The sequence below is a fragment of the Microbacterium sp. zg-B96 genome, assembly GCF_030246865.1.
Lineage (GTDB): Bacteria > Actinomycetota > Actinomycetes > Actinomycetales > Microbacteriaceae > Microbacterium.
In genome coordinates this window covers 271905-296978 of the sequence record NZ_CP126738.1, presented here as the reverse complement: position 1 = coordinate 296978, position 25074 = coordinate 271905, and the positions used below count along the sequence as shown (strand labels likewise).

The following is a 25074-nucleotide window of genomic DNA, read 5'->3' as shown; positions in this document are numbered from 1 at the left end:
ACGCTATAAACAGGATCGATCCTGTGTATAGGTAAATCAGTCTCGCCCACATGCATGCTCGCTCGTAGGTTTGGCCGTGAGGCATTGCCGCCCCGCCTACCCGAGACATCGAGGATGATGACCCTGGACACCGATGCGACCGTCGGCCCTGACGAGCGCGATATGGCCGCCCCTGCCCTGACGATCCGTGACGTGGGCATCGGCTTTCGCGGCGTGCGCGCGCTGGACGCCGTCAGCTTCTCGATCCCTCGCGGCGGAACGAGCGCGGTCATCGGGCCCAATGGGGCGGGCAAGACGACCCTGTTCAACTGCATCAGCGGGATCTACCGCCACGAGGGCGAGATCGAGCTGGCCGGCCGGCCCATGAGCGGCGTGCCGGCGCAGGCCCGGGCGATCGCAGGCATCGCCCGCACCTTCCAGACGCCCGCGCTCCTTCCCGACCTCAACGTCTTCGAAAACGTCCTGCTGGGTGCGCACGGCGGGATGCGCGCCGGAATGTGGTCCGCCGCGCTGCGGATCGGCCGAGCGAGCCGCGAGGAACGCGCCGTCCGCCTCGAGGCGTGGGATCTGATGGGTCCGCTCGCGCTGCAACCTCTGGCGCTCGCGCCGGTGAGCAGCCTGGCCCACGCCGATCGACGCCGAGTGGAAGTGGCGCGCGCGCTGCTGTCACGTCCCTCGCTGCTCCTGCTCGACGAGCCCGCCGCCGGACTGAGTGCCGACGAAGCCGATGAACTGCTGGAGGTCATCGCCGACTTCGGGGCCGACACGGACATGACGAGCCTCCTCGTCGAGCACGACGTCGGCCTCGTCATGCGCGTCGCTCGCTTCGTCGCGGTGCTCGACGCCGGCCGGCTGCTCGCGTACGGCGACCCGACAACCGTGTCCGCTGACCCCCGCGTGATCGCCGCGTACCTCGGTGCCGACGCGCCGTCTGACGGGGAGCTGCTGCCATGACCGTCCTCACGACCCAGAACCTCCGCGCGCGCTACGGCGGGGTCGAAGTGCTCCACGGTGTGGATCTCGCGATCGAAGAGGGTGAGATCGTCGCCCTGCTCGGCGCGAACGGCGCCGGCAAGACGACCCTGCTCCGTGCCATCTGCAGACAGGTCGATTCGAGCGGTGCCATCACTCTCGACGGCACCCGCATCGACAAAATGACGACGGCGCGCGTGGCCCGCCTCGGCATCGGCCATGTCCCCGAGGGCCGCGGAACCTTCACGGAGCTGACCGTCGAGGAGAACCTGCGCCTGGGCATACTCGCCCGGCCCCGCCCCGTGCGTGCGACGGCCAACGAGGACCTGGACCTGATCAATGAGACCTTCCCGGTGCTGCACGAGATGCGCGGCCGCCAGGCGGGGGCGCTGTCGGGAGGACAGGCGCAGATGCTCGCAGTGGCGCGGGCACTTCTCGCCCGGCCCCGCCTGCTTCTGGTCGACGAGCCGTCACTGGGCCTGGCCCCCCTGACCACGCTCGAGTTGTTCAACCGCTTCCAGTCGCTGCGGGATGCGTGGTCGCTGACGATCCTGCTCGCCGAGCAGAATGCGCGATTGTCGCTGCGGGTGGCCGACCGCGCGGTCGTCCTCACCCGGGGTCGCGTGTCGCTCGAGGGTCCCGCCGCGGATCTGCAGGATCACGACGCGCTGCGTGCGGCCTACCTCGGCGAGGCGCCGTCCGCTCCTGCGGACCGCCCGTTCCCTTCGACCCGAGGAGCGCTCGATGACTGAGTTCTTCCAGATCTTCCTGGACGGCCTCACCACCGGAACCGTCTACGCCGCCCTCGCCCTGGCGCTGAGCGTCGTGTTCCAAGGCACCGGCATGCTGAACTTCGCGCAGGGGGAGCTCGCCGTCGTGGCCGCCTTCATCGCGTTCACGATGCTCTCGACCGGCATCTCGCCGTGGCTCGCGATCCTCATCGCCGTCGCCGCATCCGCCGTGATCGGCGCCCTCGTGCACGTGCTGGTGGTCCGCTGGGCCGACACCCGCAACGAAGGCGTCCTGATGGCGATGGGTGTGGCGTTGCTCCTCGGGATCAGCGCGCTCGCCGGCATCATCTGGGGAACCGACCCGCGCAGCTACCCCAGCCCTTTCGGCTCCGGACTCATCGAGTTCGCCGGACTGCGCCTCACCTACCAGCAGGCCGGTGGCGCGCTCCTCGTCGTCGTCGCGATGGGCCTGACCGCGCTCCTCTTCCAGAAGACCCCGATCGGATTGCGTCTGCGCGCCGTCGCGCAGAATGCCCCCTCGGCGGCACTGCTGGGGCTGTCAGCCCCCGTGTGGCTCGCCCTCGGGTGGGCGATCGCCGGCGCCGTCGGCGCGGTGGCCGGCGTCGTGGCCGCCCCCACCCTGGGACTGTCCCCGTCGATGATGAACTTCCCGCTGTTGATGGCCCTCGCCGCCGCCACGCTCGGAGGCTTGACCAGTCGAGTGGGCGCGGTCGTCGGTGGCCTGCTGATCGGCGTCGTCACGGCGTTTGCCGGCAGGTACATTCCCTTCCTCGGTGGGGACCTCAACATCGTGGTCGCCTTCGTCCTCATCGTGATCGTCCTGCTTGTCAAGCCCGGCGGACTCTTCGGAAAAGAGCGGATGGTGCGCGCGTGACCAGTCCCATCCCCTACCCCCACGCGCGGCCCTGGTACCGCACCCCGCGAGGCCTGCTCACCCTCGCCCTGCTCGTGGTGGGCGTCGCGATCCCGTTCCTGGTGAGCGACTACGACCTGTTCAACATGACCCGCGTGCTCGCGATCGCTCTGGGAGTGGCGGGTCTGAACCTCCTCGTCGGGTTCTCAGGGCAGATCAGCGTCGGGCACGGCGCGATCTTCGGCATCGGCGGCTACACGACGATGCTCCTGATGCTGAACCTCGACGTACCGTGGCCACTCGCCCTCATGGCGAGCATCGGCGCGGGGCTCATCGTCGGCCTCGCGATCGGCATTCCGGCGCTGAAGCTCGGCGGACTGAACCTCGGGCTGTTCACCATAGCCATCGCCGCGGTCTTCCCGCTCGTGGTGAGCCGGTTCAGTGACTTCACCGGCGGGACCGTGGGGCTGGCGCTGCCGACCTCGCCCTTCGTCGCTCCTGACGGGATCGCGCTCACGCCCGCCCAGTTCGGTTTCCTCTTCGCCCTCCTGGCGCTTGCGGGCACGCTCGTGCTCCTCCGCAACATCACGGTGGGCCGCTTCGGCCGCGCCTACGCCGCGATTCGGACGAACCGGATCCTCGCCGCGTCCAACGGCGTGCGCGTCCCCCAGTTGAAGCTCATCGCCTTCGTCGTCAGCTCCGCCGTGGCGGGTCTGGCCGGCGGCATCCTCGTGCTCGTACTGACGGTCGCGACGCCCGACAGCTACCTGCTGACGTTCTCGCTGATCCTGCTCATGGCCGCCACGGTCGGCGGCAGCCGCTCGTGGATCGGCGCGATCGTGGGTGCGGCGATCGTCGTGTACCTCCCCGACTTCGCCAGCAAGGTCCTGCCCGGCCAGGCGTCGGGGCAGTTCGCCCAGCTCATCTTCGCCGTGCTCCTCGGTGTCTGCCTGATCCTCGCGCCCGGTGGCCTGGCCGCGTGGAGCACGTCGATCGGCCGCCGCGGCGCCGCGCTCGTGCGCGGTCGCCGAAGCACCGCCCCACGCAACCCCAAGACCGAATCCGGCAGTAACACCGACCCCGAGTCCTATCCCGAAACAACAACAGCATCCACACGAAAGGAAGCGAATCGATGATGAAGACGTCACGACGAGCTCGCTCCGCCGTCATCGCCGCCGCCGCAGTAGCGGTCACCACCCTGCTGCTCAGCGGCTGCACGGGACGGCAGGCCGCGAACGAACCACCCGCTGAGCCGCAGGATGACAGCCCGATCGTCATCGGGGCCAGCTGGCCCCAAAGCGGGCCGCTGGCCGCGGCGGCCGCAGGCTTGCACGGCTTCGAGGCCTACATCGAGATGACCAACGCGGAAGGCGGCATCGACGGACGCGAGATCAAGCTCGTCACCGCCGACGACGCCTATGACCCCGCCCGTCTCGCCGACAACCAGCGCAGCTTCGTGGAGAAGGAGGGCGCCATCGCCGTGGTCAACTTCGGCGGCATCGCGGTTCCCGGCCGGCCGTATCTCAACGACAAGAAGGTCGCGCAGATCGCACTGGCCGGGCAGACCCCGCTCAGCGACGTGGAGAACTTCCCCTATACGCGCGCCTTCTGGCCCGACGTGGTGTGGGAGGGCCAGTTGCACGCCCAGTGGCTGCAGGAGAACCGCCCCGACGCGGTCGTCGGCTTCATCGGGTTCAACAACGACCTCAGCGAGAGCCACATCGCCGGTCTCGAGGCCGGTGGCCTGACCCCCGCGCAGGTCGCCATGGTTCCCCCGGGCACGGCCGACCTCACCGCGCAGGTCAGCCAGTTCCAGGCGGCGGGCGTGGACACCGTCATCATCAACATCGGCGCCCCCACGATCGGCGCGGTCACGAAGTACATGGACGAGATCGGCTACGAGCCCACTCTCCTGCTCGCAGGCAACATGGCCGACTTCGTCACCGTGGTCGACCCCGCCGGCGCGGACGCCGTCGTCGACGCCTACGCGTTCCACTGGGGCAAGGACCCGGCCGACCCGAAGAACGCCGAGGATGCCGCGACCCAGGCCTTCATCGAGGTCATGACCGAGTACGGCTACGAGAGCGACACCCGGCAGGCCCTCGCGTTCAACGGCTACGGACTGGGTGCCGCGCTGGTGGAAGCGCTGAACAACGCTCCCGAGCTGACCGCCGACGGACTGCTCGAGGCGTGGGACGCTCTCGAGGACACCGAGAACCCGTACCTCCAGGACGGCATGATGCTGGACGCGGGATTCGGCGGGCGACTCATCTTCCAGGTTCAGCTCACGCAGTTCGACGGTGAGACCTGGGTGCCGCAGGGCGACGTGATCGACCTCCGGGACCTCGGCATCGTCGAATAGCCGCAACGCAAAAGATCGCCCCCCGCACGGATACCGTGCGGGGGGCGATCTTCTGTTGTCCCGAGATGCCGTCAGCGACGACGCGCCCGTGAGCGCGGGCGTGCGGGCGGCAGAACCGGAGCCGGCACGGGGGCGCCGACGCGGGCGCGGATCTCGCCGATGCCCTCGACGACCATCCGCACCTCGTCGCCGGTCTGCAGCGGAGGCGGGATGAGGCCCTGGTTGCGCCCCCACAGCTCGCCGAGGCATCCTCCGTTGCCGACGGTGCCCGAGCCGAGCACATCGCCGGGGACCACCCGCGAGTTGCGCGACGCGTACGCCACCAACTCCGGGAACGGCCAGCCCGCGTTGGACACGAGGTCCTCGCCGACGAGCGCGTCGTTGACGTACACCTCGGCGCGGACGGCGAGGAAGCCCTCCGCGTCGAGGTAGGGCGCGAGCTCGTCCGCCGTCACGATCCAGGGCCCCAGCGTCGTGCCGAAGTCCTTGCCCTTGCACGGCCCGAGGCGCACCTTCATCTCGCGGGCCTGCAGGTCGCGGGCCGACCAGTCGTTCATGATCGTGTACCCGAAGATGTGCTCGGCGGCCGCGTCCGGCGTGAGGTTCGACCCCGTCGATCCCGGCACTGCCCCGATCACGACGGCGACCTCGAGCTCGAAGTCGAGGCGCTCGGTGACCGGTGGCGCGACCTCCTGGAACGGGGCGAGGATCGTGTGCGGGTTTGTGAAGTAGAACGTCGGCGCCTGGTACCACTCGGGCGGCACGTCGATTTTCCCCTCTACTCCGGCACTCACACCTTCGACGTGCTCCTCGAAGGCGACGAAGTCGCGCACGGATGGGGGTACGACGGGGGCGAGGAGGTCCACGTCGGCGAGCGGGATGCCGGCGGCGTCGGCGACGCGCGACAGCAGCGCGGCGGCTCCGTCGATCCCCCGGGCGAGGGCGTCGGCGACCGTCAGCCCGTCCGGGAAGGGCACGACGCGGCCGTCGACGACGAAGCCCTCCCCCACGACCTCTTCGTGGGTCCAGCGAGCGATTCTCATGCGTCCACCGTCTTTCCCAGCAGGGCCGCCGCGTTTGAGCGCAGGATGCGCTCCGCGGCCTGCGGTGCGAGACCGGCGGACTCCACGAAGGCGACGGGATCCTCCAAGCCCATATCGAACGGGAAGTCGCTGCCGAGCACGACCTGGCTCTCGCCGGCGACCTCGATGAGGTGACGCAGCGCGCCGGCGTCGTGCACGACCGTGTCGAACCAGATCCTCCGCAGGTAGCTGGACGGTTCGTGCGCGCAGACGCGCGCATCGGGACGCACGCGCCACGCGTGATCGCTGCGGCCGATCGAGGTCGGCAGGTACCCGCCGCCGTGCGCCGCGACGAGCCGGAGACCGGGGTGACGGTCCAGCACCCCCGCGAAGATCAGGTGCGACAGGGCGACGGCGTTCTCGACGGGCTGCCCGACGGTGTTGGCGAGGTAGAACCGGTCGAGCCGCTCGTCGAGCGAGCAGCCGAACGGATGCAGGAAGACGACGCAGCCGAGCTCCGCCGCGCGCGCCCAGAACCGCTCCAGCCGCTCGTCCGACAGTTCCACGTCACCGGCGAAGGAAGAGATCTCCACCCCCGCGAGCCCGCGGCCGAGCACGGCGTCGTCGAGCAGTTCGACGAGGCGCTCCGGATGCTGCAGGGGCACGAGTCCCAGTCCCACGAGGCGATCCGGCGCCTGTGCGGTGTGCTCTGCGATGAGACGGTTCGCCTCAGCCGCGGCCCACACCGCAAGTCCCTCGGGCGCCCACGGATAGAAATGGTTGGGCGAGGCGCTGACCCACTGCACGTCGACGCCCTGCGCGTCCATCGCAGCCAGGCGCAGGCCCACGTCGGTGAGCTTGGGGACGCGGGCACCGACCATCGGTCCTGACACCGCCTGGCTGTCGGCACCGTGGCGCACGAGCTCCAGTGCAGCGGCCTCGGCGACGAGGTCGGGGGCGCGGCGCGCGACCTCGGCGTGCAGCCCAGGCAGGAGAAGATGGGCGTGGACGTCGGTGACGGACTGCGGCGGCGCGGTCATGCGGGCTCTGCCATCTTCTGCGCGATCCCGAAGATCAGCCCGCCGGCGTCGGCGCTGCGATCACCGTCGATCTGCCATTGGCCGAGCTGCACCGACGCTGCCACCACCGCCCCCGCGCGGGGGATGCGGCGGGCGTGGAACTCGTCCCACATCCCCTGGTCGAGGCTCTCGCCCCGCGTGAGCAGTTCGGTGAGGACGAAGGCATCCTCCACCCCCTGCGCGGCGCCCTGGGCGATCGTCGGGGGGCAGCTGTGCGCGGCGTCACCGATGATGACCACGCGGCCACGGTTCCACGGCTCTGCCACGAGATGCTGCGTGAACCACGTGTAGTGCGCGTCAGCGCCGGCTTCGATGTCGGCCCGGATCTGGTTCCACGGCCCGTCGTACGCACGCGATGCCTCGAGCATGAGCCGGCGCGCCTCGTCAGGGTCGACGCCGAAGCGGTCTTCTGCCTTCTCCACGAGGAACGCGTACATGCTGTCCTCACCCGTCGGGGTGTAGCCGGCGATGTAGACCGGCCCACCGTAGTAGAGCGTGCTGCGTTCGACCTCCGCCGGGCGCGAGACGAACGTGCGCCAGATCCCCATCCCCGTCGACTCGGGCTTCGCCTCGATCCCGATGAGCTCGCGCACCGTCGAGTGCAGCCCGTCCGCGCCGATCACGAGGTCGTAGCGGCCGGCAGGCGCGCCCTCGATCTCGATCTGGACGCCGTCCGCATCCTGGGTGAGGCCGGTCAGCTTCGCTCCGAAGTGCACCTGCACGCCCGCGCGCTCGGCGTGCGCCAAGAGGATGCGGGCAAGCTCTGCCCGCGGCATCCCCATCCCGGCCGGATAATCCGGACCTCCCGTCTTCACATCGGGAAGCTCGGCGACCACGGGAGCACCGGGACCGGGCGCGCGCAAGGTGAGCCCCTCGAACGGGTATCCGGCCTCGCGGATGTCGTCCCACGCGCCCAGCGCGTCGAACACCCGCAGGGCGTTGCCCTGCAGACTGATGCCGGAGCCGAGGGCGGTCAGCTGCGGCTTGGCTTCGAAGAGATCGACCTCGACGCCGGCCTTGGCCAGCTGGATGCCGGCGGCCAGGCCGGCGACGCCGGACCCCACGATTGCGACGGTGTGCACTGCAGTCATGTCAGAACCTCTCTGTTCTGTTCGGGTGTGCGGTGGTGTGTGTCAGAAGACGGCCACCGGATTGATCGGCGAACCGACCGCCCCGGTGATCGGCAGGGGTGGCGCCGACAGCAGCACGTCCCAGCGTCCGCGTGCGGCGCACGCGTCGGCGAGCTCGTCGAAGTCCCACATCTCACCGATCGTGAGCCCCATGTTCGGGATCGCGATCTGGTGCAGAGGCTGGAACGACGGCACGTCGAACTCGTTGGGGCGCACTTCGAAGCCCCACGTGTCGGTGGCGACCGCTGCGACCTCGCTTCTGTGCAGCCAGCCGGCGGTGGTCAGCGACATGCCGGCCGCTTCGCCGCCGGCATAGTCGTTCCACCCCTCCCGCCGGGCACGGGCGAGCCGGCCCGTGCGCACCAGCAGGATGTCGCCGCGTCCGACCCGGCTGGACTCCCCCTGCGCCGCGATGCACGCGTCGAGGTCGGCGGCGGTGATGCCGTAGCCGTCGGGCAGTTCTCCGGTGTCGGGCTGCAGGAAGCGCCCCATGTCGAGCAGGACGCCACGGGAGACGATGACAGCGGCCGCGTGCTCGATCCCGGTGACGAGGTCGCCGTCACTGGTGACGACATCGCCCGCACGGCGACCGTTCCACGCCATCCCGTGGTCGAAGATGTGGCCGAGGCCGTCCCACTGCGTGGAGCACTGCAGAGGCATCGTGATGTAGTCGTCGGCGCCGCCGATGCCGTGCGGGAACGGCTGGTTGCCGCGTTCGGCGTCGGTGCCGGTGTCGGTCATGGTGTGGACGGGATTGATCCGGCGCCGCCACCCCTTCTGAGGGCCGTCCGTGTTGAACGCCTGCGACAGCGAGACGACACGCCCTTGCGTCACGAGTGCCGCCGCCTCGACGCGCTTGGCCTCGTCGATGAAGTTGAGGGTGCCCAGGACGTCGTCCTCACCCCACCGGCCCCAATTGCGATACGCCGTCACGCGCGCGGCGATCTCGCCTTCGGGGTCGTTGCGGTCGAGGTCGGCCGGGTGCTCGCTCGGCGCGGTCATGCGGCCGCCTCCGCGACGCAGCGGACGACTTGCGTGCCGACGCCCTCGATCGTGCCGGTCATCACGTCACCATCGCGCAGGAATCGTTTCCAGTGCTGGCCGTTGCCCGCGGGGCTGCCGGTGAGGAGGATGTCGCCCGGCAGAAGCGGCAGCGTCTGGGACGCGGTCGAGACGAGCGCGGCGACGTCGAAGACCAGCTCCGCGGTCGTGGCATCCTGCATCACCTCGCCGTTCAGCTCCAGGCGGATGGCGAGATTCGCGGGGTCAACGAACGGCGCCGGGACGAGGTAGGGCCCCGTGGGGAGGAAGCCCGGCGCGTTCTTGGCGCTGAACCAGTCGGCGCCGATGTCGCCCACGTCGGAGGGGAAGAGCAGATCGCGGGTCGAGATGTCGTTGGTGATCGTGTACCCCGCAACGTGGCTCATGGCCTCGTCTCGGCCCACGCGGAACGCCTCGGGGCCGATGACGACGGCGAGTTCGAGCTCCCAGTCATGCACGTCACTGTAGGACGGAAGCGTGAGGGGGACGTCGTCTCCCACGACGCACTGCGGCATGCCGATGAAGACGAACGGGCGACCGCTGGCGGCGCGCGCATCCATGATGCGTTCGGCACGGGCCCGCGCCTCCTCCGGCGTCAGCGCCGACTCGCCCTTGGTGAGTCCGCCGACGATCAGCTGCACGACATGCGTGCGATAGTTCGCGCCGGCCTGCAGCACCTGGCGCGGCTGCACCGGAGCGGTCAGAACCACCTCGGACAGCGGAGTCCACGGCCCCTCCGCCTCGGCGAGCGCTGCGAGACGTTCCCATTCGGGTTCCGCGAGGAACGCGTTCAGATCGGCGGCTCCCAGGTCCTCCTCACCGAGGGGACGGATGCGGTCGCCGGCGACGAGCCCGAGAACGACATCATCGCCCTGCCGGTATCGGGCGAGGGCGAAGGGGGCGGTAGGTGGGGTATGGGTCATGAGTCCTCCTCGAGTCGTGACGTACGGCGTCCCAGGGCGGCAGCAACACGGCGGCCGCCCCGGGACAAAACGAGCAGCGCTCAGCCGTGACGGGTGTACGGGTTCAGCAGCGCGGCCTTGATCTCGTCGGGAACGCCTTCCTCCGTGGCGGTGGGCCCATCGGCGGGCGGGAACGACTCCGTCATCGACATCGGCATCGCAGCGTTGCGGTACACGTTGCTCGACCCCAGCGACGGTTTCCACGTCTGCGGCTCCCAGTCGGGCACGTAGTTGCGGTAGCCGCCGGTGTTCAGCTCGATCCGCATGCTCGAGGGCTCGCGGTAATAGAGGAAGCTCTGCTCGCCGATGCCGTGGATGGAAGGCCCGTACTCGATCGCGGTGCCACGCTCCATGAGGACGTCGGCGGCGATGAGCAGCTCCTCGCGGGTGTCGACCCAGAAGGCGTAGTGGTTGACCCGCCCGGCGCGCGAGGAACCGTCGAGCACGACGCCGAGGTCGTGCGACTTCTCGTTCGTGGTGAGCACCGAGAACACCGAGATGGGCGCCTCGTCGAGCACGGTACGCGCCATGATCCGGAAGCCCAGCACCTCGTTGTACCAGCGCGCGAACCCGTCGACGTCGCTCGCGGCGATCGTGACGTGGTCGAGCTGGCGCGGAGCGCCGGCGACATGACTGCGCTTTTCGGGCCGGTCGGGGTAGATCGACGCGGCCGACGGCTCCGCGCGGTGCCGAGTGACATCCCAGTGCAGCGTCATCGAGTGCCCCCACGGACCCGTGAAGCGGTAGGCGCGACCGATCGCGTGCTGCTCGACCCATTCGCCCTGCACCCCGGCGGCCTCGATCCGGCGCACGGCCTCGTTCAGCGCCTCGGCGCTGGAGGTCCGCCACGCCATCGTCGCGAGCGACGGTTCGTCACCGGGCACCACCACGAGTGAGTAGGCGTAGTAGTCGCCCCAGCAGCGCAGGTAGACGGCGTCGCCCACGCGCTCGACTTCGGTGAGCCCGACCTGGTCCCTGTAGAACTCCACCGATGCCTCGACATCCGTCGACGTGATCGTGACGTACGAGAGGTGAGAGAGAAGCATGATCATCCTTGACCTTTCCGAAAGGGCTCCGTGCGCCCCGTGCTTCCACTATCGACGCCGTTGACTTATCAGGGAACACCCGGTTGTCGATGCCGGGCATCGATCCCATTTATAGTGGCGGGATACTCTTCGGCACCGTCGCCGTCCCTTAAGGAGTCGCCATGGCAGAGAAGCCACCGCTGTCCCGATTGGACCTCAATCTGCTCACGGCGCTGGACGCGCTCCTGACCGAACGCAGCGTCACGAGGGCGGCACAGCGACTGCGACTGAGTCAACCGGCACTCTCGGCGTCACTGGCGCGTCTGCGCACGCATTTCTCCGATCCGATCCTCACCCGCCGTGGCCACGAGTACGAGCTCACGCCGCTGGCCATCCGCCTCCTCGAACACACCTCCATCGCGTTGGAGATGGCGCGGCGCGTGTTCGAGAGTCAGACCGAGTGGGTCCCGAGCACCTCGACCCGGGAGTTCTCCGTCTACGGATCCGATTACGGATTCGCCACGATCGGGCAGGCGGTGTCGAAACTGGCCGCGGCGCGGGCGCCCGCCGTGAAGCTCCGCTTCATGCTCCACTCACCGCAGATCATCGAGAACATCGACGAAAAGCTGCGCTCGACCGATGCCCTTCTCCTGCCGCACGGCTTCGTCGCCGACCTCCCACACCTCACGTTGAACAAGGACTATTGGGTCGTCCTCGCAGCCACCTCCAACAACAGCATCGGAGCGACGCTGAGCATGGCGGACATGGCCGCCGCACCATGGGTCTACACATACCAGTCCCGCACCGCCTTCACCTCCGTCAGCCAGCAGCTGCAGCACCTCGGCGTCGAGCCGCGCGTGGAGGCCGTCGTGGAGAGTTTCCTGTCGCTGGCACCGTTCATCTCGGGAACCCGCCGCCTCGCGATGGTGCAGTCGCGACTCGCCGACCTCCTCGTCGGCATGGGCGGGGTTCGCGCGATAGAGCCCCCGTTCGACCCGACCCCCATCAGCAACGCCCTGTGGTGGCATCCGATCCACACGCACGATCCGGAGCACATCTGGATGCGGCAGCAGTTCGTCGAGGCGACGGCTTGTGATCAGGACGCGAAGGTCGCAGCGGGCAGGCTGCAAGCGCCCGTGAACACTGTTCGCTATCGAGTCAGTCGCTTTCGAGAGTCGACCGGCTCGACATCCGGCGCTCGGAGAATCTGATGGCACTGAGAACCGCGTAAAAACGGGCGGATCCGGGCCTCGACAGAGACCTGAACCCGCCCGTTGTTTCCCATCCGTTCAGCGGAACTCAGAAGTACCGCCTGATCAGGGATTTATGGCGGTGACGGTGGGATTTGAACCCACGGTAGGGGGTTACCCTACACAACTTTTCGAGAGTTGCACCTTCGGCCGCTCGGACACGTCACCGCGGACAATCCTACGTGACGCCGGGCCCGGCCGCCAATCGCGCCTGGGCGCCCGGAGCGGCCTCGGCATTTAATTGCCTGAGGCAACTACCTGGCATAGGATCGACGGATGGACACGCCAACGAAGGCCCCCGCTGCCGAAGCAGTCCTGCTGTCCTCGCTCACCCGCCTGATGGCGCAGTGGTCCTCGCTCACCCGCCAAGAGGCCATCGCCCGTGAGGCCGGCCTGACCATCGACGCCGGCGACATCCAGCCGGTCTACATCCTCGGCCTCGGCGGCCCCCAGCGCGCGAGCGACCTTGCGACCAACCTGCGCGTGACGCGTCCGACCATGAGCAAGCAGCTCTCCCGGCTTGACGCCGCCGGCCTGATCGCCAAGTCGCCCGACCCCGCCGACGGGCGCGCGACGATCGTCTCCCTCACCGAAGCAGGCGCACGGGTGTTCGCCCTCCTGGTAGCCCAGGGCCTCGAGATGATCGACGGCGCCCTCCACGACTGGGATGCCGCCGAGCGGCGCACCTTCGCCGAACTCACCCTGCGCTTCGTCAGGGCGGTGGGCATCGACGTTCCCCCTGATTTCCCACCCGTCCGCCACCACGCGGCGACCTGAACCACGGCCCCCACCCCGGGCCCACAAAAGAAAGAGGCACCCATGCCCCGCACCTACATCGTCTCCGGATCGGCATCCGGCATCGGCGCGACCACCGCCCAGCTGCTGCGCGACCGCGGCGAGCGCGTCATCGGCATCGACCTGCGCAACGCAGACATCGAAGCCGACCTGTCCACCGGCGAAGGCCGCACGCAGGCCGCAGCGAGCGCCATCGACCTCGCCGGCGGCACGATCGACGCCGTCATCGCGTGCGCCGGCATCGCCGCACCCATCCCGAAGACCATCTCGGTCAACTTCTTCGGCGTCACCGAACTGCTCGAAGCTCTCCTGCCCGCACTGGCGAAGTCCGACGCCCCCCGTGCCGCGGTCGTGTCGTCGATGGCGTCCCTGCAGGCCCACTCGACCGAAATGGTCGACGCCGCCCTCGCCGGCGACGAGTCACGCGCGCTCGAGATCGCCGAAGGCCTCACCGCGCAGGGCCCGAAGGTCGGCTACCTCGTCTACCCGTCCTCGAAGCGCGCGCTGTCCCGCTGGGTCCGCCGCGAGGCGATCACGCCCGCCTGGGCCGGCGCCGGCATTCCGCTGAACGCGGTCGCCCCCGGCACCGTCATCACCCCGATGACCACCGAGCTGCTGAAGACCCCCGAAGGCGCCGCGATGGTGGATGCCTCGGTGCCCATGCCGTTGAACTACCACCAGCCGGCCGAGTCGATCAGCAACCTGCTCATCTGGCTCACCAGCGTGGAGAACACCCACCTCGCCGGCCAGGTCATCTACAACGACGGCGGCGCCGACGCGTCGCTGCGCGGAGATGACATCTGGGCCTGGGCCGACACGCACTGAACCCGACAGGGCGATGGATGCCGCACCCCGGCATCCATCGCCCTCGTTCCGATCCGCCACCACCTGCCCCTGCGTCCGCAGCCGGTCTAGCGTGAGGGCATGTCCCCGTCGATGACACGGCAGCAGCAGCTCGTCGTCGCCGTCGCGGTGCTCGCCTCGTTCGTCGCGTTCCTCGACGGCAGCATCGTCAACGTCGCTCTCCCGGCGATCAGCCGAGAGTTGGGCGGCGGGCTGACCACCCAGCAGTGGACCGTCGATGCGTACCTGATCACCCTGGGCGCACTGATCCTGCTGGCCGGCTCCGTCAGCGACGCGTACGGGCGCATCCTGGTGCTGCGCATCGGGCTGATCGGGTTCGCCGTGGCATCCGTCGCGATCGCCCTCGCGCCCGACCCGGTGCTGCTGATCGTCGCCCGCGCCGTACAGGGCGCCGCCGGCGCGTTCCTCGTGCCGAGCTCGCTCGCGCTTATCACCTCCAGCATCCGCGGACCGCTGCAGGCACAGGCGATCGGCGTCTGGACCGCGCTGACGACTGCCGCCACGATCGCCGGCCCCGTCGTGGGCGGACTGTTCGTCGACTACCTGTCGTGGCGCTGGGCGTTCGTCGTCAACGTCGTGCCGATCGTCATCACGCTGTGGCTGCTGCCGCGCCTCGAGGTGCGCGACGAGCGCCGGGCGGATGCCTCGATCGACTGGCTCGGTGCGTTCCTGTGCACCCTGGGCCTGGGGGGCATGGTCTTCGCGCTCATCGAGCAGCCGAATCTCGGGTGGTCGTCGCCCGCGATCTGGCTGCCGCTGGTGTTCGGGATCGCCCTGTTCGCCGCATTCCTGTGGCGCCAGCGCGCGGTGCGCAACCCCATCCTGCCGCTGGGGCTGTTCCGGGTGCGCAACTTCTGGACCGGCAACCTCGCGACGGCGTTCATCTACGGCGCACTCTCCCTGAACGGCTTCGTCGTGGGTGTGTATCTGCAGCAGGGCGCGGGTCTGACTGCGACGCTCGCGGGCCTGGCGAGCATGCCGACGACTCTGCTGCTGATCGTGCTGAGCTCGCGGGTGGGGGTGCTGGCCGGCCGCATCGGCCCACGGCTGTTCATGACAGTGGGCCCGCTGGTCATGGCGGCCGGGTCGCTGCTGCTGCTGACGGTCGGGGTGAGCTTCGACTACTGGTGGCAGGTGCTGCCGAGCATGCTGGTGTTCGGGCTGGGCCTGGGCATCACGGTGGCACCCCTGACGGCGGCGATCCTCGGCGCGATCGAACCGGAGAGGTCGGGCATCGCCTCGGCGGTGAACAACGCCGTCGCGCGCGTGGCCGGCCTCATCGTGATCGCGATGCTGGCGGCGATCGTGGGCGGTTCGCTCGACCTCGAGGGCTTCCACCGCGCCGCGATCGCGACGGCCGCACTGATGGCGGCGGGCGGCGTCGTGTCGTTCCTCGGCATCCGCAATCCCGTTCGCGACCCCGGTGCCGACAGCGACGCGCGTTCGGCACCCCGGTAGTCAGCGGCATCCGGTCCTGCGAGACTGAGGCCATGAGCGTCATCGAGAACTCGAAACTGACCGTCGTCGGCGCCGGCAGCGTCGGATCGTCCACCGCCTATGCCGCTCTCATCCGCGGCTCCGCGCGCCACATCGCGCTCTACGACATCGCCACTGAGAAAACCGAGGCGGAGGTGCTCGACCTCGCCCACGGCACGCAGTTCACCGGGTCGAGCGACATCATCGGCGGCAGCGACATCTCCGTGGCAGAGGGCTCGCACGTCATCGTGATCACGGCCGGCGCCAAGCAGAAGCCGGGGCAGACCCGCATCGAGCTCGCCGGCACGAACGCGAACATCCTGAAGTCGATGATGCCGAAGCTGCTGGAAGTCGCCCCCAACGCCGTGTTCGTCATCGTGACCAATCCCTGCGACGTGCTCACCGTGCTGGCACAGGAAGCCACCGGGCTTCCCCCGGAGCGGATCTTCGCGTCGGGGACGGTGCTGGACACCTCCCGCCTGCGGTGGAAGCTGGCCCAGCGCGCCGGCGTCGCATCCACCAGTGTGCACGCCTACATCGTGGGCGAGCACGGCGACACCGAGTTTCCGCTGTGGTCCAAGGCGTTCATCGGCACCGTGCCGATCCTGGATTGGGAGACCGAAGGCCACCCCCGGATGACGGTGGACGAGCTCGACCAGATCGCGATCGACGTGCGGGATGCCGCGTACAAGGTGATCCAGGGCAAGGGCGCGACCAACTACGCGATCGGGTTGTCCAGCGCCCGCATCGTGGAGGCGGTCCTGCGCGATGAGCACGCGGTCATGCCGGTGTCCACGGTGCTCGAGGACTTCCACGGGGTCTCCGGCGTCGCCCTGTCGGTCCCGTCGATCGTCAGCGCGGGCGGTGCCATCCCTATCTACGGGACGCAGTTCTCGCCGAGCGAGCTGCAACTGTTCCGCCACTCCGCCGACGCACTGCGCACCGTGGCCGACGAACTGCGCGGCTGATCACGCGGCGCGCTCGGCGTCGTCAGGACACGCGCGTGCCCGGGATGGACCCGATCAGTTCCCGCGTGTAGTCGTGGGCGGGCTGCTGGAAGATCTGCTCCAGTGCCCCCTGCTCCAGGATGCGCCCGTCGCGCATGACTGCGACGCGGTCGGAGATCTGGCGGATCACCCCGAGATCGTGCGAGATGAACAGGTACGTCAGGCCGTGCTCTGCCTGCAGATCGACCAGCAGCTGGAGCACCTGCTCCTGCACTGAGACGTCCAGTGCCGAGACCGGCTCATCGAGCACCACCAGCTCCGGCCGCAGCGCCAGCGCTCGGGCGATCGCCACCCGCTGCCGCTGCCCGCCTGACAGCTGGGCGGGGCGACGGGTGAGCATCTCCGGGGCCAGGCGCACCTGAGCCAGCAGTTCGCGCACGGTTGCGCGCGTCTGGACCCGATCGGCGCCGAAGGCCCGCAGGGGTTCGGCGATGAGCCCGGCCACACTCATCCGCGGATCAAGCGACCCGAACGGGTTCTGGTAGACGACCTGGATCCGCCGGCGCAGCTGCCGCAGCTCGCTGCCGCGCAGCCCGGTGATGTCGCGTCCGTCGAACGCGACGGTGCCGGTGTCGGACTCGATGATGCGGGCGACCATGCGCGCGGTAGTGCTCTTGCCCGACCCCGACTCGCCCACGAGGGCGAAGGTCGACCCGCGCGGGACGGAGAACTCGACCGCTTCGACGGCGGCCACCCCGCGCGCACCCGTTCCGTAGGTCTTGCCCAGCCCGCGCACGTCGAGAAGGGGCGGTTCGCCGGCTGGTGCGGTGCGGGTCGCGACGCCGACGCTGGGCTGCAGCCGTCCGCTGTGCAGCCCCGGAGCGGCGGCTACCAGCCGCCGGGTGTAGTCGTGCTGCGGTGCCGCGAGCACGTCGCGGGACCTGCCGCTTTCGACGATCTCGCCGTTGTGCACGACGACGATGCGATCGGCACGATCGGCGGCGACGGCGAGATCGTGCGTGACCAGCAGCACCGCGGTGCCGTGCGCGGCCGCGAGCGCCTGCATCCGGTCCAGCACATGACGCTGCACGGTGGCATCCAGAGCACTGGTGGGCTCGTCGGCGATGACCAGATCGGGTTCACAGGCCCACGCGATGCCGATGAGGATGCGCTGCCGGAGGCCTCCGGATAGCTCGTGCGGGTACTGACCGGCACGCCGGGCCGCATCGGGGACGCCGACCTCGGCGATGATCTCGATCGCGCGAGCGGCGGCATCCGCCTTCGACAGGCCGCGGTGGCGGCGCAGGCTCTCGGCGATCTGCTCCCCCACGCGCATCAGGGGGTTGAGGCTGTTCGAGGGGTCCTGCGGAACGAAGCCGATGCGCCGACCGCGCAGGCGTCGCAGCGCGCCGATGGATGCGGTGCGCAGCTCCACTCCGTCGAAGCGGATCTCGCCGCCGCGGATGTGCGCCTCCACCGGCAGCAGCCGCATCAGGGCGTGCGCGATCGTGCTCTTGCCCGACCCGGACTCCCCCACCACCGCGACGATCTCGCCGGCGTCGATGTCGAAGTCGACGCCGCGCACGGCCGGGTTGGCGCGCCGGCCGGTGCCGTAGTCCACGCGCAGTCCGCGCACCTGCAGCAAAGCGGTCATCGGTCACCTCGGATCGATCGGGCCACGCTGTTCACCGACAGCACGACGGCAAGGATCACCGCACCGGGCAGCAGACTCAGCCACGGCGCCGTCGCGACGAAATCGCGCCCGGCCGAGACCAGGGCGCCCCACTCCGGGGCGGGCGGCTGGGCGCCGAAGCCCAGAAAGCTCAGCGCTGACACCGACAGGATGGCCAGAGCCAGCTCCATCGCCGCCATCGCGACGATGGGCCGGGCGGCGTTGGGCAGCACGTGTCGCGCGAGGACAGCCGGGCCGCGGACCCCGAGGGTGCGAGCGGCTTCGACGTACTCCTCCGCCCTCACCCGCAGCACCTGGGCGCGCATGATCCGCGCGAACGAACCCGCGGCCCCGAGCCCTACGCCGAGCGCGATCGAGAGTGGGCCGAATCCCAGGGAGGCGACCACGATGAGGGCAAGCAGGATGCCGGGAATGGCGATGAGGACGTCCACGAACCGCATGATCACGAAGTCCACCGGGCCGCCGAGGTATCCGGTCACCAGCCCCACGATCGAACCGATCACGAGTCCCGCGACCACCGCGAGAACGGCGGCGGACAGCGAAAGCCGCGCCCCGTGCACCACGCGGGAGAAGACGTCCCGGGCGAGGTGATCGGTGCCGAAGAGGTGCTCGGCGCTGGGCGGGGCGAGCCGCGCGGTGCCGACGGAGGCGAACGGGTCGTAGGGGGCGAGCAGCTGCGGGACCATCACGGCGACGACGACCACCGCGAGCGTCAGGATCGACAGCAGCAGCCCGGGTTTGCGTAGGACGTTCATCGGGTGGCCGCCTTCCCGGTGCGCAGCCGGGTGCGGGTGCGCGGGTCGATCACGCCGTACAGACCGTCGACGATGAGCGTGACGACCGCGTACACGGTGGCCACGACCACCACGACGCCCATCACGACGTTGACGTCGCGCGCGAGCACGGCGTCGACGGTGAGACGGCCGATGCCGTCTCGCGAGAACACCGTCTCGACCACCGCGGTGCCGCCGGCGAGATAGCCGATCTGCAGGCCGATGATCGTGATGGAGGGCAGCAGCGCGTTGCGCAGCACGTGACGGGTCACGACGGTGCGCTGCGCGAGACCCTTTGCGTTGGCGGTCGTGACGAACGGGCTCGCACCGGCGTCGAACACCGCCGCCGAGAACACCTGGAAGAAGATGGCGCCGGTGGGAAGGGCCAGCGTGATGCCCGGCAGCACGATGCTGGCGAATCCGTCGGTGCCGGATGCCGGGAACCAGCCGAGCCCGAAGGAGAACACGCTGATCAGCACGAGACCGGTGAGGAAGGCGGGGATGGCGATGCCCAGCGGTGGGATCTGGGCGACGACGTCGCGCAGCCACGCGGGTCGGGCGATGTAGGCCCACACCGTGAAGGCGAGCGCGACGACGAACCCGGTGACGAGGGCGAAGACGGCGACCGCAGCGGTGTGGGGGAACGCCCGGCCGATCATGTCGATCACCGGCTGGCCGGTGGCGATCGAGATGCCGAAGTCGCCGGCGAACAGTCCCAGGAACCCGGTCAGATACTGCTGCCACACCGGGCCGTCCAGCCCGTAGCGGGCCCGGAGGGCGTCGAGTTCAGCGGGATCGGTGGAGGTGGCGTCCCCGCCGCGCAGGGAGAGCGCGGCGAGGACGGGGTCGCCGGGCAACGCGTGCATCAGCAGGAAGGCGACGGAATAGGTCGCCCAGATCACGAAGAGGCATTGCAGGATCTTCGGGACCAGGAAGCGGGCGATCGCTCGCGCGCCGCCTTCCCCGTGCGCTGGTGCTGCGCGCTGCTCCGGCGACGCCATCAGTCCGAGACGACCCGCGTGTCGTACAGGTGCAGGCGGGCGGCCGAATCGAAGGTGATGCCCTCGACGCCGGCACGCGAGCCGTGCAGCTGCACCGTCTCCAGCGTCGGGATCACGTACGCCCGCTCGGCGACGATCTGCTGGATGTCGTCGACGAGCTTCTGGCGCGCGTCGGCATCCGCCGTCTGCGCCTGCTCCTGCAGGAGCGCCTCCAGCTCGGCGTCGTCGACGATGCCCCAGCGGGCCGCAGACTCGGTCGACAGCAGCGTGCGCAACGCATCGGGGTCGGTGCGGGTCAGCGCCGCACCGAGGGCGTCGTAGTCGCCGGAGGCGACCGCTCCGAAGAAGTCACCGGAGGACACCATCTTCAGCTGCAGGTCGATGCCGGCCTCGCGCAGCTGCATCTGGGCCGCCTCGAGCACGTCCTGGGCGTAGAACGCCGTGACCGTCACCGTGAGCGGCTCGCCGTCCTTCTCGTAGATGCCGTCCTCGCCGAGGCTCCAGCCGTCGCCCTCGAGGAGTTCCTCGGACCGGTCGGCGTCGAAAGCGAGCACGTCGCCGAGGTCGGTGAATCCGGGGGTCGAGGAGGTGAGCACGCTGGTGGGCGCCGAGCCGCTGAGCGACCCGGTGAGCACATTGATCTGCTCACGGTCCAGCGCCGCCGAGATGGCCTGGCGCACTGCCTCGTCGGCCAGCGGGCCGCGCGTGGTGTTCAGCACCAGCGAGTTCGGAACGCCCGGGTTCGCCTTGGCGTACAGGCGGTACTCGTCGGTGCCGAAACGCGACTCATCGACATACGGCACGTCCTGGATGACGTCGTACTCGCCGGATTCGAGTCCGCCAGTGCGCACGCTCGGCTCGGCGATGATCGGGAAGCTGATCGAGTCGAGGTGGGCCTGCCCCTCGTGCTCGCGCAGCTGGGACGCCCAGTCGTAACCTTCGCGTCCCACCAGTTCGACCGCGTCGTTGGGCACGTAGGACTCCAGCACGAACGGCCCCGACCCGACGACGGCCTGGCAGCGGTCCTCGGCGGAGGCGGCAACCGTCGCGGCGGACAGGATGCCGAGCGACATGGTCGTGGCCCCCTGCTGGAACTGCACGTTGGGTGCGGAGAAGGTGACCGTGAACGTGCTGTCGTCGGCGATCGCGGTGCCCTCGTATCCGGCGAGGTAGCCGTTCGCGAGGGAGGCCGAGGCGCCGAGGGCGACGATGGCGTCGAAGTTGGCCGCGACGACCTCGGAGGTGAGCGCCGTGCCGTCACTGAACGTGACGCCCTCGCGCAGCGTGAAGGTGTACGAGGTCAGGTCGTCGCTGGCTTCCCACTCACTGGCCAGCCACGGCACGATCTCACCGGTGTCGGGGTTCTGGTCCAGCAGCGAGTCGGCCAGCTGGCGTCCGACGATGAGCGAGGTGGTCACCGAGGTCTGCTGCGGGTCCAGGCAGGTCGGGTCCTCCTTCAGCGCGAAGACGATGTCCTGCGCGAGGTCGGCGGCAGGTGCCGACGACGTCTCGGCACCGCCGGAGCATCCGGCGAGAGCGACGACGGCCAGGCCGGCGGTCAGCGAGGCGGCGATGCGTCGTGCGTGGCGGGGGCGTGAGTGGGTCACGGTTTCTCCTTGATTGCCAGGGGGGTCTCGGTGAGGGGGACGCGCAGGATCACGCCGGGATCGCGCCGGCGACCAGCTGCCCGCGGGCGACGACGGCGACGACGTTCTCCGCCGTGAGGACGTCGATGTCCTCCCACGGGCGGCCGCGTACGATCACGAAGTCCGCAGCCTGACCTGGCTGGAGCCGTCCGACAGTTCCGGTGAGCCGGAGCGAGTCGGCCGCATCGGAGGTGCCCGCCCGGAGCGTGCGCTCCGAGGACCAGGCGAATGCCCGCTTCATCAGGCGAAGCTCCTCGAGCTGGTCGCCGAATTTCACCATGATCCCGTTGGCGTCGGTGCCGAGGACGAACCGGATGCCGGCTGCTGCCGCTCCGGCGAAGTTCGCGTCGCGCTCGGCCACGACGGCGCGCGCCTTCTCGGCTGCCTCGTCGCTGACGGGGATGCGGCGATCGGCGATGGCGTCGTTGATCAGCAGCGTGGGCGCGACCGGGATGTTCCGCTCGAGGAGCGTGTCCCAGTGCCGCTGCAGGATGCCGGTGCCGTGCTCGAGGGAGTCGACCTCGAACTTCAGCGCGATGTCCACGCCTTCGGCGGTGTGGGTGTGTGCGGCCACGAGCATGCCCAGCGCATGGGCCTCGTCGACCGTCGCCGCGATCTCCGCGTCGGTCTGGTTGCGCCAGCCCACCTTGTCCCCGACGGAGAGGACCCCGCCGCTGGTGAAGATCTTGATGCCGTCGGCACCGGAACGCGCCCATTCCCGCACGAGCTTGCGGCATTCGTCGGGCGAATCGGCCACCGGCGGGCGGTGCGGGTAGTGCGGCGGCACGAAGAGGTCGCCGTGACCGGCGGTCATGCCGACGGGGCCGTGGACGAGCACGCGCGCCCCCGGGATGAGACCGGCGCGCAGTCCCCGCGCAGCGGACAGCTGCACTTCGCCGCCCGCCAGCTCACGCAGGGTCGTGACGCCCGCGGCGGCGGCGGTGCGCGCGTGAGCGACCACATGCAGGGACCGCTCCGACGCCGGGGTGATCAGCGGCCAGGTCATCCAGTCCACCGCGGATGCCGCGGCAGCGGAGTCCAGGTGCACGTGCGTGTCGATGAGGCCGGGGATGATGCTGAACTCCGCGGGCGGGGTCTGCGGGGCCTGCACCGGGGTGACCGCGGTGATGCGGTCGCCGGCCCACTCGAGCTGGGCGGGACCGCGATCGAGGTCGCCGTCCCACAGGGTCAGGCCGGTGACGGTCTGCGGATTCGCGGGCACGACGGAACTCCTTGGAACAACGGTGTGGGGGGTGGACGCGACAAGCGCATCGCTCACCACGCTATGGGTTGCGCGATACCGCACCTCGCCAAATGACGCCGTTCGGCGCGAGGGTTTACCGTCCCGAAACATTGCGAGGGGTCGATTTTCCGGGGCGCGTCCGCGCCGCTATCATCTGCTCCCGCGCGGCGGACGCCGGTGTCCGACCCGCCCCGTAGCCTGAATGCATGGCCACACGACGCGCAGCGACCACCGCGCCCTATCGCTGCACGGAGTGCGGCTGGACGACCCTGAAGTGGGCCGGGCGCTGCGGGGAGTGTCAGCAGTGGGGCACCGTGGTCGAGGCTGCCGAGCAGGCCGGCATCATCCGCACCATGGCCCCCGTCGCCCCCGGGGCGGCGCGCGTCGCGAGGCCCATCACGCAGGTGCAGACGCAAGAGGCCTCGCGCACCACCAGCGGCATCGGCGAGTTCGACCGCGTGCTGGGCGGCGGACTCGTTCCCGGCGCCGCGATCCTGCTCTCCGGCGAGCCCGGTGTCGGCAAGTCGACGCTGCTCACCGAGGTCGCCGCGCAGAGCGCCCGCGTGGGCCGGCGGGTGCTGTACGTCAGCGCGGAAGAGTCGCTGGGGCAGGTGCGACTGCGCGCCGAACGCACCGGAGCCCTGCACGACGAGCTGTACCTGGCCAGCGAGACCGACCTGGCGACGATCCTCGGCCACATCGACCAGGTGCAGCCGCAGCTGCTCATCGTCGACTCGGTGCAGACGGTATCCTCGTCACTGTCCGACGGCATGGCGGGACACCCCGGGCAGGTGCGGGAAGTGGCGACCACGCTCATCCGCGTGGCGAAGGAGCGGGACCTCCCCGTGATCATCGTCGGGCACGTCACCAAGGACGGCTCCATCGCGGGGCCGCGCATCCTCGAGCACCTGGTCGATGTCGTCTGCCACTTCGAAGGCGACCGGCAGACGTCGCTGCGGTTCGTGCGGGCGCTGAAGAACCGGTTCGGCGCCACCGACGAGGTGGGCTGTTTCAATATGACCGGCGCGGGCATCGCCGAAGTTCCCGACCCGAGTGTGCTGTTCCTCGGTCAAGGCGCCCCCGAACCCGGTACGTGCGTCACGATCGCCCTCGAGGGCCGGCGCGCGCTGCCGGTCGAGGTGCAGGCGCTGACTATGGCCACCGGTGCGCCCAACCCGCGGCGCATCGTCAGCGGCGTCGACGGGTCACGGGTGGCGATGATCCTCGCGGTGCTCGAGAAGCGCGCGAACATCACGGTGTCCAACCTGGACGTCTACGTCTCCACGGTGGGAGGCGTGCGCCTGACCGAGCCCGCTGCCGACCTCGCGATCGCGCTTGCCGTCGCCAGCGCCGTGCGCGACCGTGCCCTGCCGTCCAAGCTCGCCGCGATCGGCGAACTCAGCCTCGCCGGCGAGATCCGGCCCGTCACCCAGCGCGACCAGCGCCACGGCGAGGCCGCGCGGCTGGGTTACCGCACGGTGCTCGACGCGTCGAGCAAGACCCTGCGTGACGCGTTGCGCGACTTGCCGCGCATGCACCGCGTCGAGCCGGGCGACTCCCCCGGGTTCTGAGCGTCGCTCACGCGTCGAGCGCGGCGATGAGGTCGGTCGGGGTCGCCTGCAGCGGGTGGGGTCCGGCGATGTCGAAGAACACCGTGGTGATCTGCTCCTCGTGGGCGCTGAGGAATGCGCGCAGCCACCCGGGGGACTGCAGCGCAACACCCGGGGGCAGCGTCGCCGGCTTGTTCTTCGCGTCACTGAACAGCAGCAGCGCGATATCGCCGGTGCGAGGGTCGCGGTAGGTCCACACTTCACCGACGTCCAGCGGGTTGTCACGCTGACCCGGGCGCATGAGCGGGACCACCGTCGGGCCGTGGCGCAGCGCGAACGCGACGGCTGCCATGTCCTGCGTCTGCAGTGCATCGGCCAGCTGCGTGTTGCGGAACTGCTCGGACGCCGAGGGCTTCGCTTTCTTCTTGCCGGCCATCGCTCCAGCCTACCGATGACAAAAAGAAGGGGCCCTCTCGGGCCGCCCATTGGGGACTGGGGGACTCGAGAGGGCCCATGGTTCACCGCAGCTGGATTTCCCGATGCGAAACTCTTGGGGAGGGTTTCACTCAACTGCTGGGGACAGCGGGGACAGCGTACGAGAACTTGGTATAAGCGTACGACACCCCCACTCGGGCGGG

General features: G+C 69.7%; 23 protein-coding genes and 1 tRNA gene. 11 read left to right on the top strand and 13 right to left on the bottom strand.

All coding sequences use genetic code 11. The features are described from left to right. Nucleotides 1–114: 114 nt before the first annotated feature. From QNO11_RS01370 to QNO11_RS01350, 5 genes are read left to right on the top strand one after another with little or no spacing between them, the layout of a single operon-like run. Complete coding sequence (locus tag QNO11_RS01370) at nt 115–954, top strand: ABC transporter ATP-binding protein (RefSeq protein WP_257508938.1); 840 nt, start codon at nt 115–117, stop codon at nt 952–954. Further along, nucleotides 951–1724 carry an ABC transporter ATP-binding protein gene (locus tag QNO11_RS01365; protein ID WP_257508937.1) on the top strand — a complete coding sequence of 258 codons (774 nt, stop codon included), beginning with the start codon at nt 951–953 and terminating at the stop codon, nt 1722–1724. The genes QNO11_RS01370 and QNO11_RS01365 overlap by 4 nt, the downstream gene beginning before the upstream one ends. Continuing rightward, nucleotides 1717–2598, top strand: a complete 882-nt coding sequence (locus QNO11_RS01360) for a branched-chain amino acid ABC transporter permease (RefSeq protein ID WP_257508936.1) — start codon at nt 1717–1719, stop codon at nt 2596–2598. The genes QNO11_RS01365 and QNO11_RS01360 overlap by 8 nt, the downstream gene beginning before the upstream one ends. Continuing rightward, nucleotides 2595–3713: a branched-chain amino acid ABC transporter permease gene (locus tag QNO11_RS01355; RefSeq protein WP_257508935.1), complete on the top strand. Its 1119-nt coding sequence runs from the start codon at nt 2595–2597 to the stop codon at nt 3711–3713. Before QNO11_RS01360 ends, QNO11_RS01355 begins: the two co-directional genes overlap by 4 nt. Then, complete coding sequence (locus QNO11_RS01350) at nt 3710–4939, top strand: ABC transporter substrate-binding protein (RefSeq protein WP_257508934.1); 1230 nt, start codon at nt 3710–3712, stop codon at nt 4937–4939. The genes QNO11_RS01355 and QNO11_RS01350 overlap by 4 nt, the downstream gene beginning before the upstream one ends. Nucleotides 4940–5010: 71 nt before the next feature. On the opposite strand, the gene QNO11_RS01345 is transcribed toward QNO11_RS01350, so the two are convergent. The 6 genes from QNO11_RS01345 to QNO11_RS01320 all read right to left on the bottom strand — a co-directional run bounded on the left by QNO11_RS01345 (nt 5011) and on the right by QNO11_RS01320 (nt 11225). After that, nucleotides 5011–5982 carry a fumarylacetoacetate hydrolase family protein gene (locus QNO11_RS01345; RefSeq protein ID WP_257508933.1) on the bottom strand — a complete coding sequence of 324 codons (972 nt, stop codon included), beginning with the start codon at nt 5980–5982 and terminating at the stop codon, nt 5011–5013. Beyond that, complete coding sequence (locus QNO11_RS01340) at nt 5979–7001, bottom strand: amidohydrolase family protein (RefSeq protein WP_257508932.1); 1023 nt, start codon at nt 6999–7001, stop codon at nt 5979–5981. The genes QNO11_RS01345 and QNO11_RS01340 overlap by 4 nt, the downstream gene beginning before the upstream one ends. Then, nucleotides 6998–8131: an FAD-dependent monooxygenase gene (locus tag QNO11_RS01335; protein ID WP_257508931.1), complete on the bottom strand. Its 1134-nt coding sequence runs from the start codon at nt 8129–8131 to the stop codon at nt 6998–7000. The genes QNO11_RS01340 and QNO11_RS01335 overlap by 4 nt, the downstream gene beginning before the upstream one ends. 42 nt (nt 8132–8173) lie before the next feature. Beyond that, nucleotides 8174–9172 (bottom strand): cyclase family protein, encoded by a 999-nt coding sequence (locus QNO11_RS01330; RefSeq protein WP_257508930.1) that lies wholly within the window; start codon nt 9170–9172, stop codon nt 8174–8176. Continuing rightward, entirely contained in the window at nt 9169–10134 is a 966-nt protein-coding gene (locus QNO11_RS01325; RefSeq protein WP_257508929.1) for a fumarylacetoacetate hydrolase family protein, read from the bottom strand. Before QNO11_RS01325 ends, QNO11_RS01330 begins: the two co-directional genes overlap by 4 nt. Before the next feature lie 80 nt (nt 10135–10214). Beyond that, complete coding sequence (locus tag QNO11_RS01320) at nt 10215–11225, bottom strand: VOC family protein (protein ID WP_257508928.1); 1011 nt, start codon at nt 11223–11225, stop codon at nt 10215–10217. A 155-nt stretch (nt 11226–11380) separates the two neighbouring features. Between QNO11_RS01320 and QNO11_RS01315 the strand changes: the two genes are divergently transcribed. After that, on the top strand, nt 11381–12409 hold the full coding sequence (locus tag QNO11_RS01315; RefSeq protein WP_257508927.1) for a LysR family transcriptional regulator: 1029 nt from the start codon (nt 11381–11383) through the stop codon (nt 12407–12409). A 116-nt stretch (nt 12410–12525) separates the two neighbouring features. Here the strand turns inward: QNO11_RS01315 and QNO11_RS01310 are convergent. After that, nucleotides 12526–12616: transfer RNA gene (locus tag QNO11_RS01310), tRNA-Ser, on the bottom strand. 108 nt (nt 12617–12724) lie between these two features. Between QNO11_RS01310 and QNO11_RS01305 the strand changes: the two genes are divergently transcribed. The 4 genes from QNO11_RS01305 to QNO11_RS01290 all read left to right on the top strand — a co-directional run bounded on the left by QNO11_RS01305 (nt 12725) and on the right by QNO11_RS01290 (nt 16551). Beyond that, a complete protein-coding gene (locus QNO11_RS01305) occupies nt 12725–13225 on the top strand; it encodes a MarR family winged helix-turn-helix transcriptional regulator (protein ID WP_257508926.1) in 501 nt (166 codons plus the stop codon). Nucleotides 13226–13267: 42 nt separating this feature from the next. After that, a complete protein-coding gene (locus QNO11_RS01300) occupies nt 13268–14068 on the top strand; it encodes an SDR family oxidoreductase (RefSeq protein ID WP_257508925.1) in 801 nt (266 codons plus the stop codon). 99 nt (nt 14069–14167) lie between these two features. Then, a complete protein-coding gene (locus tag QNO11_RS01295) occupies nt 14168–15565 on the top strand; it encodes an MFS transporter (RefSeq protein ID WP_257508924.1) in 1398 nt (465 codons plus the stop codon). Nucleotides 15566–15597: 32 nt separating this feature from the next. Then, a complete protein-coding gene (locus tag QNO11_RS01290) occupies nt 15598–16551 on the top strand; it encodes an L-lactate dehydrogenase (protein ID WP_257508923.1) in 954 nt (317 codons plus the stop codon). Nucleotides 16552–16573: 22 nt separating this feature from the next. Here the strand turns inward: QNO11_RS01290 and QNO11_RS01285 are convergent, their stop codons facing one another. From QNO11_RS01285 to QNO11_RS01265, 5 genes are read right to left on the bottom strand one after another with little or no spacing between them, the layout of a single operon-like run. Continuing rightward, nucleotides 16574–18184, bottom strand: coding sequence for a dipeptide ABC transporter ATP-binding protein (locus tag QNO11_RS01285; protein ID WP_257508922.1), 1611 nt, complete (start codon nt 18182–18184; stop codon nt 16574–16576). After that, nucleotides 18181–18978, bottom strand: a complete 798-nt coding sequence (locus tag QNO11_RS01280; protein WP_257508921.1) for an ABC transporter permease — start codon at nt 18976–18978, stop codon at nt 18181–18183. The genes QNO11_RS01285 and QNO11_RS01280 overlap by 4 nt, the downstream gene beginning before the upstream one ends. Then, complete coding sequence (locus QNO11_RS01275; RefSeq protein WP_257508920.1) at nt 18975–19997, bottom strand: ABC transporter permease; 1023 nt, start codon at nt 19995–19997, stop codon at nt 18975–18977. The genes QNO11_RS01280 and QNO11_RS01275 overlap by 4 nt, the downstream gene beginning before the upstream one ends. Next, nucleotides 19997–21604 (bottom strand): ABC transporter substrate-binding protein, encoded by a 1608-nt coding sequence (locus tag QNO11_RS01270; RefSeq protein ID WP_257508919.1) that lies wholly within the window; start codon nt 21602–21604, stop codon nt 19997–19999. Before QNO11_RS01270 ends, QNO11_RS01275 begins: the two co-directional genes overlap by 1 nt. A gap of 49 nt (nt 21605–21653) precedes the next feature. Further along, nucleotides 21654–22865, bottom strand: coding sequence for an amidohydrolase family protein (locus QNO11_RS01265; protein ID WP_257508918.1), 1212 nt, complete (start codon nt 22863–22865; stop codon nt 21654–21656). Between the two features lie 227 nt (nt 22866–23092). Here QNO11_RS01265 and radA point away from each other — a divergent pair, with 227 nt between their 5' ends. Further along, on the top strand, nt 23093–24457 hold the full coding sequence (gene radA, locus QNO11_RS01260; RefSeq protein WP_257508917.1) for a DNA repair protein RadA: 1365 nt from the start codon (nt 23093–23095) through the stop codon (nt 24455–24457). Nucleotides 24458–24464: 7 nt separating this feature from the next. Here the strand turns inward: radA and QNO11_RS01255 are convergent, their stop codons facing one another. After that, complete coding sequence (locus QNO11_RS01255; RefSeq protein ID WP_257508916.1) at nt 24465–24872, bottom strand: dehydrogenase; 408 nt, start codon at nt 24870–24872, stop codon at nt 24465–24467. Between the last annotated feature and the right edge of the window lie 202 nt (nt 24873–25074).

Bases quoted from the DNA above. Each gene is read 5' to 3' on its own strand.
- QNO11_RS01275 (WP_257508920.1), bottom strand. From the start codon at position 19,997: ATGGCGTCGCCGGAGCAGCGCGCAGCACCAGCGCACGGGGAAGGCGGC.
- QNO11_RS01300 (WP_257508925.1), top strand. From the start codon at position 13,268: ATGCCCCGCACCTACATCGTCTCCGGATCGGCATCCGGCATCGGCGCG.
- QNO11_RS01290 (WP_257508923.1), top strand. From the start codon at position 15,598: ATGAGCGTCATCGAGAACTCGAAACTGACCGTCGTCGGCGCCGGCAGC.
- QNO11_RS01305 (WP_257508926.1), top strand. From the start codon at position 12,725: ATGGACACGCCAACGAAGGCCCCCGCTGCCGAAGCAGTCCTGCTGTCC.
- QNO11_RS01325 (WP_257508929.1), bottom strand. From the start codon at position 10,134: ATGACCCATACCCCACCTACCGCCCCCTTCGCCCTCGCCCGATACCGG.
- QNO11_RS01280 (WP_257508921.1), bottom strand. From the start codon at position 18,978: ATGAACGTCCTACGCAAACCCGGGCTGCTGCTGTCGATCCTGACGCTC.
- QNO11_RS01350 (WP_257508934.1), top strand. From the start codon at position 3,710: ATGATGAAGACGTCACGACGAGCTCGCTCCGCCGTCATCGCCGCCGCC.
- QNO11_RS01285 (WP_257508922.1), bottom strand. From the start codon at position 18,184: ATGACCGCTTTGCTGCAGGTGCGCGGACTGCGCGTGGACTACGGCACC.
- QNO11_RS01335 (WP_257508931.1), bottom strand. From the start codon at position 8,131: ATGACTGCAGTGCACACCGTCGCAATCGTGGGGTCCGGCGTCGCCGGC.
- QNO11_RS01345 (WP_257508933.1), bottom strand. From the start codon at position 5,982: ATGAGAATCGCTCGCTGGACCCACGAAGAGGTCGTGGGGGAGGGCTTC.
- radA (WP_257508917.1), top strand. From the start codon at position 23,093: ATGGCCACACGACGCGCAGCGACCACCGCGCCCTATCGCTGCACGGAG.
- QNO11_RS01370 (WP_257508938.1), top strand. From the start codon at position 115: ATGATGACCCTGGACACCGATGCGACCGTCGGCCCTGACGAGCGCGAT.
- QNO11_RS01340 (WP_257508932.1), bottom strand. From the start codon at position 7,001: ATGACCGCGCCGCCGCAGTCCGTCACCGACGTCCACGCCCATCTTCTC.
- QNO11_RS01320 (WP_257508928.1), bottom strand. From the start codon at position 11,225: ATGATCATGCTTCTCTCTCACCTCTCGTACGTCACGATCACGTCGACG.
- QNO11_RS01255 (WP_257508916.1), bottom strand. From the start codon at position 24,872: ATGGCCGGCAAGAAGAAAGCGAAGCCCTCGGCGTCCGAGCAGTTCCGC.
- QNO11_RS01365 (WP_257508937.1), top strand. From the start codon at position 951: ATGACCGTCCTCACGACCCAGAACCTCCGCGCGCGCTACGGCGGGGTC.
- QNO11_RS01315 (WP_257508927.1), top strand. From the start codon at position 11,381: ATGGCAGAGAAGCCACCGCTGTCCCGATTGGACCTCAATCTGCTCACG.
- QNO11_RS01360 (WP_257508936.1), top strand. From the start codon at position 1,717: ATGACTGAGTTCTTCCAGATCTTCCTGGACGGCCTCACCACCGGAACC.
- QNO11_RS01330 (WP_257508930.1), bottom strand. From the start codon at position 9,172: ATGACCGCGCCGAGCGAGCACCCGGCCGACCTCGACCGCAACGACCCC.
- QNO11_RS01295 (WP_257508924.1), top strand. From the start codon at position 14,168: ATGTCCCCGTCGATGACACGGCAGCAGCAGCTCGTCGTCGCCGTCGCG.